At 41.3% G+C, this 16620-nt stretch carries 17 protein-coding genes; 14 read left to right on the top strand and 3 right to left on the bottom strand.

All coding sequences use genetic code 11. The features are described 5' to 3' along the window. Positions 1-214: 214 nt before the first annotated feature. Positions 215-826: a thymidine kinase gene (locus tag DMI82_RS18975; RefSeq protein WP_110104263.1), complete on the top strand. Its 612-nt coding sequence runs from the start codon at positions 215-217 to the stop codon at positions 824-826. A gap of 45 nt (positions 827-871) precedes the next feature. On the opposite strand, the gene DMI82_RS18970 is transcribed toward DMI82_RS18975, so the two are convergent. Together DMI82_RS18970 and DMI82_RS18965 are read right to left on the bottom strand one after the other, a co-directional pair. Next, the gene (locus DMI82_RS18970) at positions 872-1681 is read right to left on the bottom strand and encodes a hypothetical protein (RefSeq protein WP_110104262.1); all 810 of its coding nucleotides are present in this window, start codon (positions 1679-1681) and stop codon (positions 872-874) included. Positions 1682-1966: 285 nt separating this feature from the next. Then, complete coding sequence (locus tag DMI82_RS18965) at positions 1967-2578, bottom strand: HNH endonuclease (protein ID WP_199579987.1); 612 nt, start codon at positions 2576-2578, stop codon at positions 1967-1969. Between the two features lie 121 nt (positions 2579-2699). Between DMI82_RS18965 and DMI82_RS18960 the strand changes: the two genes are divergently transcribed. The 10 genes from DMI82_RS18960 (at position 2700) to DMI82_RS18920 (ending at position 13089) form a co-directional block, all read left to right on the top strand. Next, complete coding sequence (locus tag DMI82_RS18960; protein ID WP_110104261.1) at positions 2700-2939, top strand: hypothetical protein; 240 nt, start codon at positions 2700-2702, stop codon at positions 2937-2939. A gap of 72 nt (positions 2940-3011) precedes the next feature. Next, positions 3012-3827 carry a hypothetical protein gene (locus DMI82_RS18955; RefSeq protein ID WP_146207189.1) on the top strand — a complete coding sequence of 272 codons (816 nt, stop codon included), beginning with the start codon at positions 3012-3014 and terminating at the stop codon, positions 3825-3827. 459 nt (positions 3828-4286) lie between these two features. Then, positions 4287-5555: a hypothetical protein gene (locus tag DMI82_RS18950; RefSeq protein ID WP_146207188.1), complete on the top strand. Its 1269-nt coding sequence runs from the start codon at positions 4287-4289 to the stop codon at positions 5553-5555. 54 nt (positions 5556-5609) lie between these two features. After that, positions 5610-5957: a hypothetical protein gene (locus DMI82_RS18945; protein ID WP_110104258.1), complete on the top strand. Its 348-nt coding sequence runs from the start codon at positions 5610-5612 to the stop codon at positions 5955-5957. Between the two features lie 302 nt (positions 5958-6259). Beyond that, positions 6260-6436 (top strand): hypothetical protein, encoded by a 177-nt coding sequence (locus DMI82_RS19980; protein WP_158526521.1) that lies wholly within the window; start codon positions 6260-6262, stop codon positions 6434-6436. A gap of 112 nt (positions 6437-6548) precedes the next feature. Then, complete coding sequence (locus DMI82_RS18940) at positions 6549-8219, top strand: BspA family leucine-rich repeat surface protein (protein ID WP_110104257.1); 1671 nt, start codon at positions 6549-6551, stop codon at positions 8217-8219. A 395-nt stretch (positions 8220-8614) separates the two neighbouring features. Further along, the gene (locus DMI82_RS18935) at positions 8615-9298 is read left to right on the top strand and encodes a Bax inhibitor-1 family protein (RefSeq protein ID WP_110104256.1); all 684 of its coding nucleotides are present in this window, start codon (positions 8615-8617) and stop codon (positions 9296-9298) included. Positions 9299-9418: 120 nt separating this feature from the next. Continuing rightward, complete coding sequence (locus DMI82_RS18930; RefSeq protein WP_146207187.1) at positions 9419-10189, top strand: hypothetical protein; 771 nt, start codon at positions 9419-9421, stop codon at positions 10187-10189. Positions 10190-10375: 186 nt separating this feature from the next. After that, positions 10376-11074, top strand: a complete 699-nt coding sequence (locus tag DMI82_RS18925) for a hypothetical protein (RefSeq protein WP_110104254.1) — start codon at positions 10376-10378, stop codon at positions 11072-11074. A gap of 107 nt (positions 11075-11181) precedes the next feature. Beyond that, the gene (locus DMI82_RS18920; protein ID WP_146207186.1) at positions 11182-13089 is read left to right on the top strand and encodes a hypothetical protein; all 1908 of its coding nucleotides are present in this window, start codon (positions 11182-11184) and stop codon (positions 13087-13089) included. Between the two features lie 90 nt (positions 13090-13179). Here the strand turns inward: DMI82_RS18920 and DMI82_RS18915 are convergent, their stop codons facing one another. After that, a complete protein-coding gene (locus DMI82_RS18915; RefSeq protein ID WP_110104252.1) occupies positions 13180-13371 on the bottom strand; it encodes a hypothetical protein in 192 nt (63 codons plus the stop codon). Between the two features lie 828 nt (positions 13372-14199). On the opposite strand from DMI82_RS18915, the gene DMI82_RS18905 reads away from it, so the two are divergent. The 3 genes from DMI82_RS18905 (at position 14200) to DMI82_RS18895 (ending at position 16473) form a co-directional block, all read left to right on the top strand. Beyond that, positions 14200-14826, top strand: coding sequence for a hypothetical protein (locus DMI82_RS18905; protein WP_110104250.1), 627 nt, complete (start codon positions 14200-14202; stop codon positions 14824-14826). Between the two features lie 50 nt (positions 14827-14876). Beyond that, the gene (locus tag DMI82_RS18900) at positions 14877-15521 is read left to right on the top strand and encodes a hypothetical protein (protein ID WP_110104249.1); all 645 of its coding nucleotides are present in this window, start codon (positions 14877-14879) and stop codon (positions 15519-15521) included. A gap of 94 nt (positions 15522-15615) precedes the next feature. After that, positions 15616-16473 (top strand): leucine-rich repeat domain-containing protein, encoded by an 858-nt coding sequence (locus DMI82_RS18895; protein WP_110104248.1) that lies wholly within the window; start codon positions 15616-15618, stop codon positions 16471-16473. Positions 16474-16620 lie beyond the last annotated feature (147 nt).

The following is a 16620-nucleotide window of genomic DNA, read 5'->3' as shown; positions in this document are numbered from 1 at the left end:
TGCGAAAAAAATCTCCGCATGAGATGCGGAGATAAAAAAGTCGTATACGATATTTTTATTTTTTATGCGCTTTCATCTCGGATATAGAATAACCGAGGATTCCCGCTTTAAATCCTAAAAAATCCAAGTAAAACAACTTTTTCTTATGTACGCAAAATCCACCATATTAAATGTGAAACCATAACAAATCACAATAAAAAAAGGAGAAAAAATAATGGCAAAACTTTATTTTCGCTATGGCGCCATGGGCAGCTCTAAAACCGCAAATGCACTTATGGTCGCTTACAATTACAATGAGAGAGGCAAAAAAGCACTGCTTGCAAAACCTCTGACAGACACGAGAGAGATTGGTGTAATGCATAGCCGAATTGGGTTGGAGCAGCCGTGTATCAGCGTTGAAGAATTGGTTCAGATGAACGATGCAGCGCTTAAACAGTATGACTGTTTCATTATTGATGAAGCGCAGTTCTGTAGGAAGTCCGATATTGAGTTTTTTGTTCACATCGTGGATGACCTCGGGATTCCGGTCATCTGTTACGGCCTGCGTGCTGATTTCCAACAGAATCTTTTCGAGGGCAGCCAGTGGCTGCTTGCGTGGGCAGACAAGATTGAAGAAATCAAGACGGTCTGCTGGTGTGGCAAAGGCGCCCGCTGTAATGCAAGGATTGATGAGAAAGGAAGAATTATCCGGGCAGGAAAGCAGGTGATGGTTGGCGCTAATGAGAGTTATATTTCTCTTTGCAGGCGACATTTTAGAGAAGGAAAGACTTATCCGGACATGCAGACAAAATCAGATTTGCCCAAAAGACATATGGTTGAAAAATAGTAGTACACAAGCATTTTAAGAGCAGGCGAAGCCTGCTCTTATTTTTTAATCGTCCTTATCTACCGTACAATCGACAAATATATTGATTTCAGGCCATTCTTTTGAAATGATATCCCCGACATATTGCGCTGTCTGTTTTATTTTCTCAATCCCATCATATTTTTCCAGGAATTCTTTTATATCGATTTCGCAGTACTCATCTTTGTGCAATTGATTCATTTGTATGATGATAGAATACAAGTAATCATCATACTTCTCGGAAAATCCGCCTGACTGAATACACACTTTTATACATTCCAGACGTTTGCCCAGGTAATTAATGACATCTTCAACTTCAATAAGTAAAATATTGTCATCGTATGGTAAATCATGTATTTCGTTAACAGGCGAATAACTGTCTATCAGTTTCTCTTTTTTATAGTCAATGTCTACATCTGGAGATAATGAAGAGCCTTGCCCTGGGTCATCATCATAGAAATCGAAGAATAATTTTTGTATCATAATATGCCATCTCTCTTTTAGAGGGTATAGATGCTTCTCAGGAAATGTATTAATAAGCAATCCTTCGATATGCCCACTAAATGCAGACCACTCTGCTTTATCTGTAAGAATGTCGGCATCTGCGATATAAACTGTGAAAGTATTTTTGTCTGTCGGTTTATCGTTAAATAATACAATCTTCAAAACGTCAACATTTCTTCTGTCGAAATCAAGGCCAAACATTACGGCCATTTGCGTATGGCTTTTGTTTTGAATCTCTTGCTGTTGCTGTAATACCCTAACAACCTCTTCATCTGAGTATTCTTTATTTACTTCTTTACCATTACTTTCAGTATACTTTATATATTTTTTCATTTATATAAAAAATCCCTTCTTTTCATTATTTTCAGTATAGCAACTGCACAATGTCACGTCAATCAATTTATGCTCTGCACTCAGCCTTACGGCTTCGTTGGTCAGCGGCCAAAGCCGTACTGCGCTCAGTTTGACGGCTTCGCTTGACATTTGCTGCGCAAATTGGTAGCGACTCCGGCAAAGCCGGGGAGTTATCAAATATAACGGTTTTGTGAAAATTAGACATTTTTCAAGATATTTCCCACAAAAAACAACCTCACAGATATTTTCCGTGAGGCTGTTTGGTCAGTTCTTTTTTGCTTTATTCTTTTTTTTGCTGTTATTTTTTTTCGCCGATAAGTTAGATGACTTGTATGCTTTTTTGTAAATTTTTTTGATGCCTTTTTTAATCTTTTTATTGTGCTTATCTGAGATTTGATAGTCTACAACAGAAAGCATGACCTGGAAAAAATCATCTTGGAGGGCATCGTCTTTTAATTGATTACATTTGCGGCAGCAGCACTGAAGATTACTGTAATCATAGGTTCCTCCTTTAGATATCGGAACGATATGGTCAACGGTAAAACTATCAGGCGGCACGAATCTTCCACAAATGCCACAAGTGCCTTTGTCCCGTATGTAAATATCGCGGCGTTCCTTCGCTGTAAAACGTCTGCGCGGAGTTTTGATGATTTTAACTGAACTGTTTGGCAAAGCTGATGATGCTGATTTTTTCACGGATTCAGCAGGGATACTCTCAAATCCTTTTAATTTTTTACTGCATCTGTTGAGAATCGATACAGCGAGGTCATTCGCCATCTCGGTCGCTTCATTAACATCGCTTACCAGGTCAGACCTGCGCGCAGAGGCATCGTAGTGTATATACTGCTTCGTTGCCTGTTTGTAAAGAATCTGCATTTCTTACTCCTTTCTTTTTTTGGTGATGTAAAAAATATGCAAAATTTCCGCAAAGAAGAAAAAAGGACGCAAGATTCAGCATATTGCAGACAAGAGAAAATAAATGTAAGGAGGAAAAGATATGCTAATTAAAGCGTGTGTTATCATTTTATGTCTCGGCATCGTGGTAATCCTTGGTGGGATTGCTATGCTGTGCTGTATGGATAAAGAAGAAGCAGGAGCAAAAACAATGCTGGCGGGGTTTCTGTTGTCGGGTCTTGGGGTGGTATGCTTATTGTTCCGGACAGTCGGTGCTGCACCGGCCATCATTGTCGGGTTAATGTGTGTATGTTATGCGCTGGTAATGATTCTGACAAGCTGATTTCTTATGTCTCAGATTTTTCGGCATATTAAAAAAGTAAAAAAATATCAGAAAAAAGAAAGGAAAAAAACTATGAGTAAATTAGAGAAAATGCCAAAGGAAGAACTTGTCAACGTGCTTTCAATACTTCTGAAGTATGACCCGCAGCTGAAAGACTACGATATTGAATTCGGACCTGAAGCCGTGAACATCAGACTTAACGGCCAGCCGTGCGGAGGCCTTACTGTCAGAAACATTTATGATGCGTATGAAAGAGTGGGAAATGTCTCACAGATTGCAGATTCTGTAAAAGACTGTATCTTAAGACTGAAACCACAGACTCCACAGGCTCATCCGTCTCGTCAAATGGGACAGCAGCCAGAAATGCCGAAAAAAGAGCCGGTCATCATTGAAGTGAAAGCGTCCAGGGTCATGGAAATCCTGGAAGAGATGAACTCCAGTACTGCGGATGTAGAGTATAGGAGACCAGCGGCAGCAGCCAAGCCAGAATGCTTTGATTATGCAAAAGAAGAAGACACTTCTGGGACCGTATCACGGGCAAAAACAAATCAGGAGAATCAGAACAATTTTTTAACAAATACGACAAAACAGCAGGTTAACAGCAACGAATTCTCTCTCGATGATGACGACGATGACGATGTGACCGAATCAGGCGTTCAGACCACACCGATGGTCTCAACCGATGGCCCGGAGGTCGCTCCGGCAGCATGTGATTCCGTAAATTTTACTCCAGCCCAGGAGGCGAAAGAGGATACAAAAAAGTCTTCAAATCCGCAGGCCGGCATGGGGTTAAAAGATGTACTTTCAGCAGCGTTAGGCGTACCAGAGGCTGGAAGCGAGGAGGCAGAAGCCGCAGCAAAAGCCGAAGAAGATAGGTTTGCTCTGTAGGCATAGTTAAAAAATAGCAGATGCGTCAGCGCCTGCTATTTTTTTTGTATTTTTTTTCGCTGGCAAAGGCAAATATTCTGCATATTGCAGATAGAAAAACACAAAAAAAAGGAGAACGGCATGACAGAAAAAAAGCCTAAAAGCATAGAATCTGAGCTACATAAAAAGGCCGCAAAGCCTAATACGGCACCAATTGTGAATAAAAAAACGCAGCAAAAAAAGAAGAAAAAGAAGAACCCTCAGGCGGACAAAAAAAATCTACAGAAAATGGAGACGCAGCGTTTTAAATCAGCATTAAGCAAAATCACACAGGGGATTGTTTTTTCAGAAAAATCCATTTTCCAGTCTGTCGACATATCCTCAGAAGTACATACTACTAAAAAGTCTGTGACTTACACTGTTATGATACAGCCAGTGCTTAAAAACAACAGCATCGGGCATGTCAGGGAAACAATCCTAATGTACAGCAAGAACTGGACAGTTGATATGATGAAAAAAGAGATATTGGATGTGCTGAAGCGTGACTCTTACGATTTTATACCAGATAAAGAAACAGAAACAGATATCAAGCAAAGAATCCTGGACATTATAAAGTCTCATCCGGATGTCGTCGTAGATAAGGAATTCATACCATATACAGACTGGTTCTGCTCACGGTATTTCTGGCTTGCAAATGCAGTGATAAACAACGATACAGAAAAGGGAGAACCAATCAGGCACAAGCTCACAAACATGGTAATCAGCCGAAACGGGGAAATTAGTTTCCAGTATTATCAGTTTCCGTTTATCTACAAGAAAGGAAAGATTGGAACGCGGAAAAACTACGGCCAGAAGCAAGCTGCAAAGTTTATTAATGAAAACGCTGGAGAACTGCGAAAATGCCTTGCTTTTCAGCAAAACAACAAAGACGAAAAGAAGAATATAAAGATAATCATCAATAACGATTCCGTGCACATAACGATTGGTTTTGGCGATAAAAGCTATAAAAAACATATGACAGGAACGGTTGATTCTGTTGCGCTTGAAACATGGGATGAGGTAGTGACAGAAGAATACTATGAGGAGAAAGAGGCCTTAAAAAAGAAGATTGAATCCAGGCTCAAGAAACTGAAAACCTGTGGAAGCCTGCTGCACCGGACCATCCTGAAAATGGTTGTAGAAAGAGAGGGAGAAGAGTGGCCGGAGAAAGACGCGTATGACTGGGAAGAAAAAATCATAACCGAAGAGATATATTTGACCCTGGGTTCCGGGGTTTCTAATATCGTCTCCAGGCAGGAAATCACTGATGCGGTGGCGGACCTCATAAATTGTGGCCTGTTGCGAAAAAAAACGATGAGAAAAGTGGGTAAAAATGGACGGTTCAGCGAAATATTCCTTCCAGGTGCAAAAAACATAGTCCTGCTGCCGGGTGCTGACTATAAAGTCTTTGCGGAAATGCCTTTTGAGAGAAAATGTTGCGAATTTAATCATTTTACAGATATGGACTGGATAGACTGGCTACGGAGCCGTACGCCGGACGATATAAACCAAACTCCTGACAGCAATATCACGGAAGCCTTATCTTTACTGGAGCATCGCTGTGTTGCTATGTTATATCCCAAAAAAACACGTGAATTTCTGAGAAAGATGCCTCCGGCCTGGATGGAATACGCCGAAACTATGTATGAGATTACTGACGATGAAGGCGAAAGAAGGTACTGGAAACTCGTGCAGAACTGGCTTTCTTAAGGCTTTTGGCATTCTGCATATTACCTCAAAAGAAGAACGAAAGGAGACAAAAATATGCAGAAAGATAATTTCCCAAAGATTCCACCGCTTCCGCACATTACCGGAAAGGAGTTGTTCGAAGACGACAAGAAAGCGGAGGAGTGGTTCCATGCTTTAACCCTGCGGCGCGCCGCGCTGGCTAATCTGATTGCTTCAACACAGGCTTCCATGTACAGCAAAGACGGAAGTCCGGATGCGGAAGAGTTTGTCATCGTATCGCCGTGCACAGATGGCGTATACCGATATCAGTTAACGAAGTTTGACAAATTCGGGCCGGTGTATGACGAAAAAAGAAATGACGAAAGAGAAATCGCAAAAGGGATTCCGAATTCGTATGTTGTTGTGGAGGTGATGGAGAAGTAGGGAACGACTGCGGGGTGGATGAGTCTTAGAATGGAAAAGAGAAAAGAAAAAGATAAAGAGAAGATACAGAGATGCCCCAGAACCCGCAAGCGGGTTCTGGGGCATCTTGTTCCAAAAGGGGTTTTACATCATCGATAGACTGGTACACGCGAGCATAGCTCGCGGTATCATAAATATTATACTATACGTTTTCCTCTCGAAACTAATTGTAGTATACACAATATTTTTGTAAAATGCAACCTTCTTTGCGTTTTTCTGCATATTAGACATATACAGATTGATTCAGAAGAAGGAGGAATAAAATGAGAAACAGATGTATGTTTGAAAAGATGGCTGCTGGGATGGCACTGGTTGCGGCAGTGATGGCCGGCGCAGCGATGCTGTCTGGAAGCGGGCATGGGCTGGTGATTGAGACTTATGCCGCAGATATAAGTAATCAGAATAGTCAGAATATTTCGGGGGGGGGGTACCAGGAGTAAAGATGAAGTAGACAAGACAGACGAAGCGGACAGCAAAGAGGGTGATGCTGAAGCTGACGCGGAAAATGGGGAAGGCATCTATGACTTCAAGGACAACAAGACGACCGGGACCGTGACCATCACCAAGAAATGGGATGACGGGCTGACCAATGCGGAGCGTGAAATTCCAGATATGTATCTAAGCACCGAAAAGCCGAGTAAAAGCACGAAGGGATATACCGTCACGTTCCACGGGAACGGACTGAAGTTTGCCGACGGGACTGATGAGAATATGGTGGTTTATAACTCTTCTGGGCAAATTGTGGAGGGGAGTTATAAAGAGGCGGTAGGGACCGGGGTTGGATGGTATAGCGATGAGTCATGTAAAAACAGGGTAATGATTTCTAATGACGGTGTGCCGCAGGTCGAGCTGACCGGGGACTTGGATTTGTGGGCGAAAGAGATGACGTTTGAAATTAAAGGGTATAATGGCAGCTATCAAAAAAAATATAATGATTTCAATTATTTAATCCCAGACGCCGTAACTGAAATCATCTTTACCGATGAAGCAAAGCCAAAAACAAAAGAAGCCATTGATGTTGATGCAGACAGAGACGGAGGCGTTGTCGCATGGCTGGATGATGATGCTGGGACGGTCATGAAAGTGTCTACACAGGTTCCAAGTGTAAAAGTACAGGCGGCGAAAGACAGCAGAGATATGTTTTACTATAGAGGCAAACTTCAAAGAATCGATTTAAAGATGCTGGATACGCAGAATGTAACAAATATGAGTAGCATGTTCTACGACTGCTCTGGCCTGACAAGTCTGGATTTGACTTCGCTGGATACACAGAACGTGACGGATATGGGTTCCATGTTCTTCGGCTGTTCTGGTCTCACCGGTCTGGACTTAACGCCGCTGGATACACAGAACGTGACGGATATGAGTTATATGTTCTCCAGTTGCTCTGGTTTAACAGGCCTGGATTTGACGCCACTGAATACACAGAACGTGACGTATATGAGTAACATGTTCTACTGTTGTTCCGGTCTGACTAGTCTAGATTTAACGCCATTGGATACACATAAAGTGAAGTATATGGGTTCCATGTTCTGCGGCTGCTCTGGCCTGACAAGCTTGAATCTGACGTCGTTAAATACGCAGAATGTGACACGTATGGACGGAATGTTCTATGGATGTAGTAACCTTGTAAAATTAGATTTGTCAAGCTTTGATACAAGTAATGTAACAACGATGGGCGGCTCTTCCAAGTATAATGGTAACAGTTTTTCTACTTATGGCCAATCTGGAATGTTTGAAGATTGTTCTTCCTTAGCATCTTTGATTATTCCATTTAACACATCGCATGTAACTGATTTTGGAATGATGTTCAAAGAGTGCGATGCATTAACCACGCTTGATATTTCTACGTTTGATACAACTGCTGCTAAAAACATGAGCAGTATGTTTGATGGTTGTAAAAAATTAACGAATATAGACTTATCAAAAGTAAATACAAAAAATGTAACAAGTTTAAACGGTATGTTTAATGATTGCAACAATTTAAAGAGTCTTGACCTTTCATCATTCGATACATCAAATGTAACTGATATGGTCTATATGTTTTGTAAGTGCACCGCCCTCACCAGCCTCACCACTGGCACCACCTTCAAATTCGTTGGAACAAACTATACACTCTCCGGCATCTGGCAGAACACCGCCGGTGAAACCTTCAATGGAAACTATAATACAGCGAATTTCCCCTCCAATGTCGCCGACACCTACACAAAAATTCCATCTTGACACACATCGAGCCTGCAGCGCTACGCGCTGCAGGCTCTTCTTTTTGCCTTTCTTTTTGTTATCTTTTTTCTTTTCTCTTTGTTTTTCTCTTTGCTTCTATCTTTATTTCTTTATTTTCGCTTTTTATTTGTTTTTATTTTTTTTGTTTGTTTTTGCTTTTGCCTTCTTTGTTCCTGTTTTTTTGTTCTTTTTTGCTACTATTTTTTTTACTTTCTGAATTCTGCTTTTTTGTCATTCTTTTTATGTGCTGTGCGAATATGCGCCGTATGTTGAGAGAGGCCGGTGGCCGACTAGAGGAAGGCTTTTACAACAACACGCCGGATTTTGCATATTAAATGATGTAAAAATATCGGTGCGTTTTTGTGCCGGAAAACAAAGAATGGAGGTAAAGAAATATGGTAAGTTTAAGCAAAAGAAGAAAGGAAGCGCGGCTTCAGTCATATGACGGAAGGATTCTTACGGCAAGAAAATATAATGCTACGATTTTTGGCATGATATTGTACGGCTTGGTGGCAAATTTTCTGATTTGCCTCTTTTGTAGCAATATGGCAACAACGGTGAATTCTGTTGCGTTCTTCCTGGCCTATCTGGTCTGTGTGATTGTTGGATGTATAATGTCTGCGGTATCTACGAATCCTGTAGCCGGATTTGTCGGATATAACCTGATTGTACTGCCAAGCGGGTTTGTGATTTCCGTTGCAGTGCAGGAATACGGCGGACTCGGCTCCGAAGTGGTGACGGAAGCATTTCTGGTTGCAACGTTGATTATTGCGACTATGACGTTTTTCGCAGTCCTGAACCCGCAGTTCTGCAACAGGCTTGGAAGCTTGTTGTTTATGGCACTAATGGGGCTCATTGCGGCTGAGGTTATAATGCTTTTCATGGGAATGAAAAGCAATGCGATTTCCTGGGCTAGCGCAATCATTTTTAGTTTTTACATTTCGTATGATGTATCGCGTTCTCAGATGTACCCATACACAGTTTCAAATGCGGTTGGCAGTGCAATGGATATATATCTGGATATAGTCAATCTTTTCTTATCATTGCTTGAGATTTTTGGCGAACATTCAGACGACTGAATGCTACAGCGGCACGGTGCTTTGCACCGGCCGCTTTTTTTTGTTGCAAACTTTTCAGTGAATGTCAAAAACCAGCATATTGTATCTGAAAATATAAAGAATAAAGAAAGGGAGAAGAATATGCCAAAACTGAAATGCAAGAACAAATATTGCAAGTTCCACAGAGAAAGCGGTTGCAGCAAAAAAAGTGTCACGTTGGACCGAAAGGGCGGTTGCGAAACTTACGAGCCGGGATTTGCTTATTACTTTTTTTACTGTTGCGAACATATGCAAACAAATTTTCTTACATACCCAGAAATAAGTGAATATCCAGCATATAAATACAGCATCTATTACATGACAAAGTGTCTTCCGGTCGAATGCTACAGCGACGATATCCGGGGTATGCTGGTCATCTGTGACAGTCGGACCAAAAAACCGCTGAATGCAAGTGACCTGATGGAATTGCTGAACGATAACTTGGATGAAAACGCGCTTAATGCCTGCGTCGATGATTACCTGAAAAACGGACTACCAAAAGCAACGGAAACAAAAAAAGATGAAATGGAAAAAATCGTAGAAAAAGAATATGGCTGGCTTTCTCCGAATGGTGTCTTTTATCCGTCTGAATGGGGAACGCATGAACTGGCTGCACAGGAATTATGCAGGGACTTAATTGGAGAGGGCACTTATCCGCCATGCCGTGATGAACTGATAAGAAGAGGCTGGGCGCTGGTCCATGACCCGTCTTTAACTGGAGCTTATCTGGTAACAAATCAGAGACCACTGACTAAAAAGCAGCGGGATTTCCTGTATGGATATTTCAAGGATATGGGAATGACGGGCCGGGCAGAGCTATATCAGAAGGAAGATGGAAGCGGGATGTTGCCGGCAAGAGGAATGGAAGAATAAGTAAGAAAAAGAGCGATTGCGACAAGCGGCGCTCTTTTTTCTTGCCTCTAAAAATATATCAGTATACTGATGTATTTCCTTAATCTGGCTGCTGTGCCAAAAATGACATCCCGCAAAAATTGGACGCTTTCCATGAAATTTTGCATATTGTATATATCTAAAAAATTCAAAAGAAGGGAGCAAAAAATGTCAAAAGCAAAACGCAAAAATAAAAAAGAACTGGTCATACAAAAACGCTATTGGGACCAGATAAAAAAACGGTACCCGTTCCTGGAAGAAAAAACGCACTGGTATACCGGGACAAAACTTTCAAAAAAAGAAAAGGAAGAGACCCCGCCAATATTGAGTGCATGGAGTGGCGATATTCCAGAAGGGTGGGTCATTCGATTTGGGCATGAACTGTGTGAGGAGTTGAGAGCAGAGTTTATCCGCTGTAGCTGTCTGTATACAGCACAGATTCTGCAGGCAAAAGAGAAATATGGAGATTTGAGGATTTACCTTGGTGGAGTGCCGAAAAACTGTAAAGCAGAAGATATCATTGATAAGTACAACAGCATCTCAAGCAGTGTATGCGTCCATTGTGGAAAGATGGACACGCCAATCATCAATGACCGCGGCTGGATTATCCCATGCTGCAAAGAATGCTATGAAAAGATGAATGAAAGCAGGGATGATTGGTCCGATGGGGCCCCTATCTACGAAAGCCTGACAGTGTCGGGAGACTGGACTACCCCTGATAAGATACTGATGCGTGTGTATGGCAAAGATGAGGAGGCTAAAATGCAGGAGGTAGATATAACCTATACCGTAAACCGTCTTCGAAATAAAAAAATCGTAAGTTACGAAAAGGCCTTGCTGCCGGATACTGGAAAGGGGCGCAAGTAATGCCTGCGATTATCTTTTTAGTTTTCTCTTTTTTATGCGGGTTCGGAATAACCGGAAAGATTCCGGTCGGACGAAAGGCTGAAAACACAATATGGTGCAGGCTCGCCATGGCTGTTGGCATTGGATACCTGATATCAGGATGGACAGCATATCTTGTATCGTATACCGCGAAAGTAATGTTTGGCATGAGATATCCAAAGATTTATGGAAATGCAGTCGCAATCGCCGTAACTTGCTTTATTGCATTCGTAACAATAAAAGGGAAGCGACATACGGAAGACAAGTCAGGAATCCAAAACAAGCGATTGTTTGCAAGAGAAGGGTTGCTCCTGGGTGCTCTTTTTGGTTTTATTTTATGGACTATGTTTTATGTTTTCCATATTGATACAGAAAATGGAAAAGAGATTTTAAAATCCGGAGTTACGGTTTTTAGCGACTATTCCCCGCATACCGCAATGATTCGTTCCTTCTCATTCCATGATAACTTTCCAACACAGTATCCGCATTACGGTGGACAGGACGTCAAATATCATTTCATGTTTCAGTTTCTGGCTGGGAACCTGGAATTCCTGGGAATGCGGATTGACTGGGCATTTAACCTTATCTCAGCGGCATCTCTTTGGGGGTTCCTGGTCCTGCTGTTTTATTTCACGCAGGAACTGACAGGGAACACAGCAGCAGGCGCCCTGACTGTCCTGATGTTTTTCTGCCGAAGCAGCATTGCAGTATTTGACAGACTCATTCAGTCAATCGCAAGTGGGAACTGGCGTGATTTCTTACATAATACATCATTTATCGGTTACACAGCACATGAAGACTGGGGGCTTTGGAATTACAACGTATTTTTAAATCAGCGGCACCTGGGGTTTGGCCTACTTATCGCTATTATCCCTATCATGTATTTTTCAGGACGTCTGGACTGGCTGGACGAAAAGAAAGAAATCAGCGAGAAAAAGAACGCTGTATCGCAGAGCCGTGTGGCTGTTGTAATGAAAACAACTTTGTTAAGCAAACAGGCCTGGGCTCTTTCTCCTGACTGGCCGATTGACGCCGCATTTGGCGTAATGCTTGGGGCGCTGGCATTCTGGAACGGTGCAGTTGTTGTTGCCACACTGCTAATCCTTGCAGGGTTTGCCATTATGTCGTCAAATAAATTTGACTATGTAATCATGGCTGTCAACGCAATTGCGTTGTCTTTTGCACAAAAAAGATTCTTTATGCCTGCAGGAATCGCAAGCAGCATGAAGGATGAGATGAAGACAAGGTTTTATTTCGGGTTCCTGGCTGATAAACAGACAGCCGGCGGAGTAGTATTATATCTTATCATGCTTTCCGGAGTCTTTTTTCTCGGTGTGGCTGTCTTCCTTGTAATATTCAAAGGCAAGAAACGCGCGATGATTGCCGCTTTTCTGTTCCCGGTGATTTTTGCCTTTACAGTTTCCATGACACCGGATATCGCAGTCAATCACAAGTACATTATCATCTCAACAATCTTTTTGAACATGATATGGGCATATGCGCTAACGAGATTGTGGGGAAGCAGAAACATCTTTTTAAGAACGCTGGCCGTGTTGCTGGCGATAACCCTGACTGCCACCGGGGCTTATGACCTTCTGACTATCTACAACGCAGATAAACGCGCTTTAAAGATAGACATAGGCAGCAGTCTTACAGAATGGTTAAAAGAAAATGTAAAAGAAAACGACCTGGTGCTGACGGGAGAAGAGAGCATGTCGGAAATCACCTTATCCGGAATCATGTTATATAACGGCTGGCCATATTACGCATGGTCTGCGGGTTATGATACAGATACCCGGGCAGCAAATGCGATTGAAATCTATTCCTCAAAAGACAAAGAAAAAGTAAAAGAACTGGTAAAAAAGGAAGGGATTGATTATGTCATTTATGAAGACGGGATGACGTATGAAGAGCATGAGTGCAGCGATGAGGTGATAAAAAAAATATATAAATGTGTGTTTGAAAAAGGAGATGTGAAGGTGTACAAAGTGGCGTAGGAGAGGAGGAAAGAAAGAGAGAAGAGAAGAAGAAAAAGGACGCAGCAACAGCCGGCCAAAGGCCGGCTGTTGCTGCTATGTTTGTCTGTGTCAGTCGTTTGTTTCGTCCGTGTTATAGCCAAGGTCTCTTGCGCATTTTGTGCAGTAAAACTCAGCCTTAATTTCGTCGTAGAATTCGTCGTTTGTTTCGTGCAGGCGGTGTATGTCGCCGGCAGTAGATGCTCTTTGTTCGGAGAATAAGTGCTTGCCGCATCTGATACATATGACATCCCATTGTTCCATATCTGAAAACTCCTTGTTTTTTCATAGAGGGTCTTGATTTTTTCAGCCAAATAATGTAATATGATATATAGAAATAGGGAAGAACTTAAGAAACAGGAAGTCTACCCTTATAAGTGTACTTTTATTTCAAGCCGTGGACTATTCCCAGTAGTCGGCGGCTTACTTTTTTCCTGTGAAAATTATGTAACAAAGCATCACGATATTCACAATAAGTGAAATAATTGCAATTAGCTCATCTAGCGTCACAGTCATAGTATATCACCCCCTCTGTGTAATAAATAAAAAACGGAGGGAGCTTTTTTCTCCTCTCCGAAGTCAGTAATATTTTTCAAGTAATGTGAGAGGATAGGCCGCCTTATTTCTTAAGTTTTCCCATACACATATTATATCAAAAACTTTTCAGTCCTGCAATCTGTTTTCCGGAACGTTGGCACGGAGGGCCAGGAAGTGCAAAACTGCAAAAAAAACGCTGAAAAAAGCGAAAAGAAATGGTCGGACAGAATTTGTTGGGGGCTTGCAGGAAAGAAAACCGGAGGCGGAAGTGCTAACGGAGAGCGGGGAATCCCCGGCCGACAAAAAGTCGCCCACGGGTCAAATGTTCCTGCTCTAACTTCGCACGCGAGCCCGAATCCCCGTTCGAAGTCTGGCTACGAGCCGGAACGGCGAGTTATCAAGAAAGATAGACCGGAAGTAGAGACCCGCGCTGAGGATGACCTGGAGCTGGATTATGAAAGAAATAAGAAGAAAAAGAGTCGTGCGTGCTACGATTCTTTTTTTTGTTGCCTGTAAATCTGACATATTGTAAGTGGAAAAAAAAGGAGAAAAAACGTGAGTAAAATAATAATACAGATTGATGATTCGGATGTAGCCATTAAGCGACTTTCTTCTATTTTGGATATGAAAATCTGCACTCCGTTATATAGAAGGCGTGTACATGATTTTACCAAATGCAGCGGAACTTTCGAAATAAGAATAGGCGATTTTGTATGCTACTTTCCGCAAATGATGACTAAACTGAACAAACGATTGCTCATTGCCAAAATTGAAGGTATTTCTACGAAAGAGCCATCCTTAGACAAGAAAAAACAATCACTGAAAGATGTCTCCATCGATTTTTACTCGTATGCAATTCAAGATAGAATGCAAGAAACGGCCATCAATATTTATCAGGCAATGGATACGAACGAAAAGAATAGTAAAAGAGGAAGGCTTCTAAAAAATTACTTGGTTGACAAAGAGCTGAATACGTTTGAGGCGATTTTTACGCATGGAAATATTAAACTGCTAAAAATGTATTTGGATTTTCGGATATCTCCTCAAGAGGATTTGCAATTTGCAATAGATTTGCTAGACAAAAAGGGCGATATAACAAAAAACTATCTGGAAATGAAAGCGTATCTCTTGCAGGCGCTAAACGAAAGGAAGGTGATTTCAAAATACGATTTTTCCATTTGATTTTTTACCCTGCATATTGCAGATAAATCTAAACAGGAAAGGAAAATACTATGAGCGAAAAAACAATAGAAATCAACAAAGCAATAGAAATTAACGACACCGAAATCGGATTGAGAAAACTTCCAACCATTTTAAGCGCAGCAATCGTTACTTCAAGGTTTTACTGCCCCACATCTTGTATGGATAAATATAGTGGAGCACTTGAAATGAAAATGGGAGACTTCATATATGTCATTCCGAAAATGATGGAAGCCGATGATAAACGAAGATTTGTCGTGCAGGTCAAGAATATATCTTCAAAAAAATGTTCATTAAATAAAAAAAAGATGCTCTTAAAAGAGATTACAAAAGGCTCTCACGCTTACGCAGTGAACGATGAGCAGGAAGAAGTGGCTATCAAAATCTATGAGCATATGAGTGAAGAAGAGAAGAACGAGAAAAACGGAATCTTCTTAAAAAATTACTTGCTCGAAAATGAAAAATACATACTTAACGCGATTTTTGCGCATGAAAATGTCGAACTGCTAAAAATATACCTCAATTCGGTAATATCCACACACGAAGACTTACAATTTGTAGTAAATTTTCTGGATAAACAGTCAGATAGTGTAAAAAACTATCTGGAAATGAGGGCATATGTTCTGCAGCTATTAAATGCAAAGCCCAAAAGCATCAAAGATGATTTTGACTTATAAGCTTATAAACAAGACCGGCACTTTGCCGGTCCTTTTTTTGTCGCTTATAAATCCAGCATATTGTCAGTAGAAAATATAAAGAAAGGAGCAAAAAATGGAAACAAAAAGATATCCTCTTACAGAAGAGATTGATGGTGTAAATGGATATGTGGAAATCTCCAAAGGACGCCAGAAGTTCGTAATGAAAGATGGCAAAAAAGTTGCACATTCAGCATTCATGTCATCTGGCATGGATGAGATTTTCTTCCCAGATTCGTTGGAAAAGATTGGAAATATGGCCTTCATGCATTGTTGGAAATTAAAAACAATACATTTTGGCAGAAATATAAAAACGATAGGGGATATGGCTTTTCTTGGATGTAAACAGTTAAATTCTATAGTTCTTCCAGAATCAGTTGAAACAATCGGCGTATTCTCATTCCCGTATGTAGATGAAATGACTGTACATCACATGCCTGAAGGCCTGATGCGCGCTTTTGTTTCGCATGCAGATGAAATAAAACGTGGCTCAGCGTACACCGTCAAACTGAATGTTGGAGATAGCAGCATCCTTATACCAAAAAACACAGTAACATGTATGACTGCTTCGTATATGCAGCAACTTGCAGAAAGATATCTAGACAACGAAGAGCAAAAAGGACTTCTTTTTCAACATGCGGTTAATAAGAAATACAGGGTCATGTGTGCTGCTGAGATGTATGCTGCATACACAAAAAATGAAGGCGCAAAGGAATTCTTAAAAGAAAATGGCAAAGACGCGATTTTATATCTAAGCGAAAATGTGCCATTGCTTGCCAGGCTGCTGCGCGATGACGTGTTTGGAAGAGATGCGGTGGCCGAGGCTTTTGATGTTGTGCAAAGTGGAAACGGAAATACAATGCTGAAGGCTTACCTTCTGCAAAGTTTGCATGATGGCGATGCTGAAAAGGATGTCCAGAATATTCAGTTATAGGCTGCAGAAAACTGCAGCTTTTTCTCTGTTAGGATTTAAAGCGGGAATCCTCGGTTATTCTATATCCGAGATGAAAGCGCATAAAAAATAAAAATATCGTATACGACTTTTTTATCTCCGCATCTCATGCGGAGATTTTTTTCGCAA

The sequence above is a fragment of the Blautia sp. BCRC 81119 genome, assembly GCF_003184505.1.
Lineage (GTDB): Bacteria > Bacillota > Clostridia > Lachnospirales > Lachnospiraceae > Blautia_A > Blautia_A fusiformis.
This window is presented reverse-complemented; position numbering and strand designations above follow the sequence as displayed.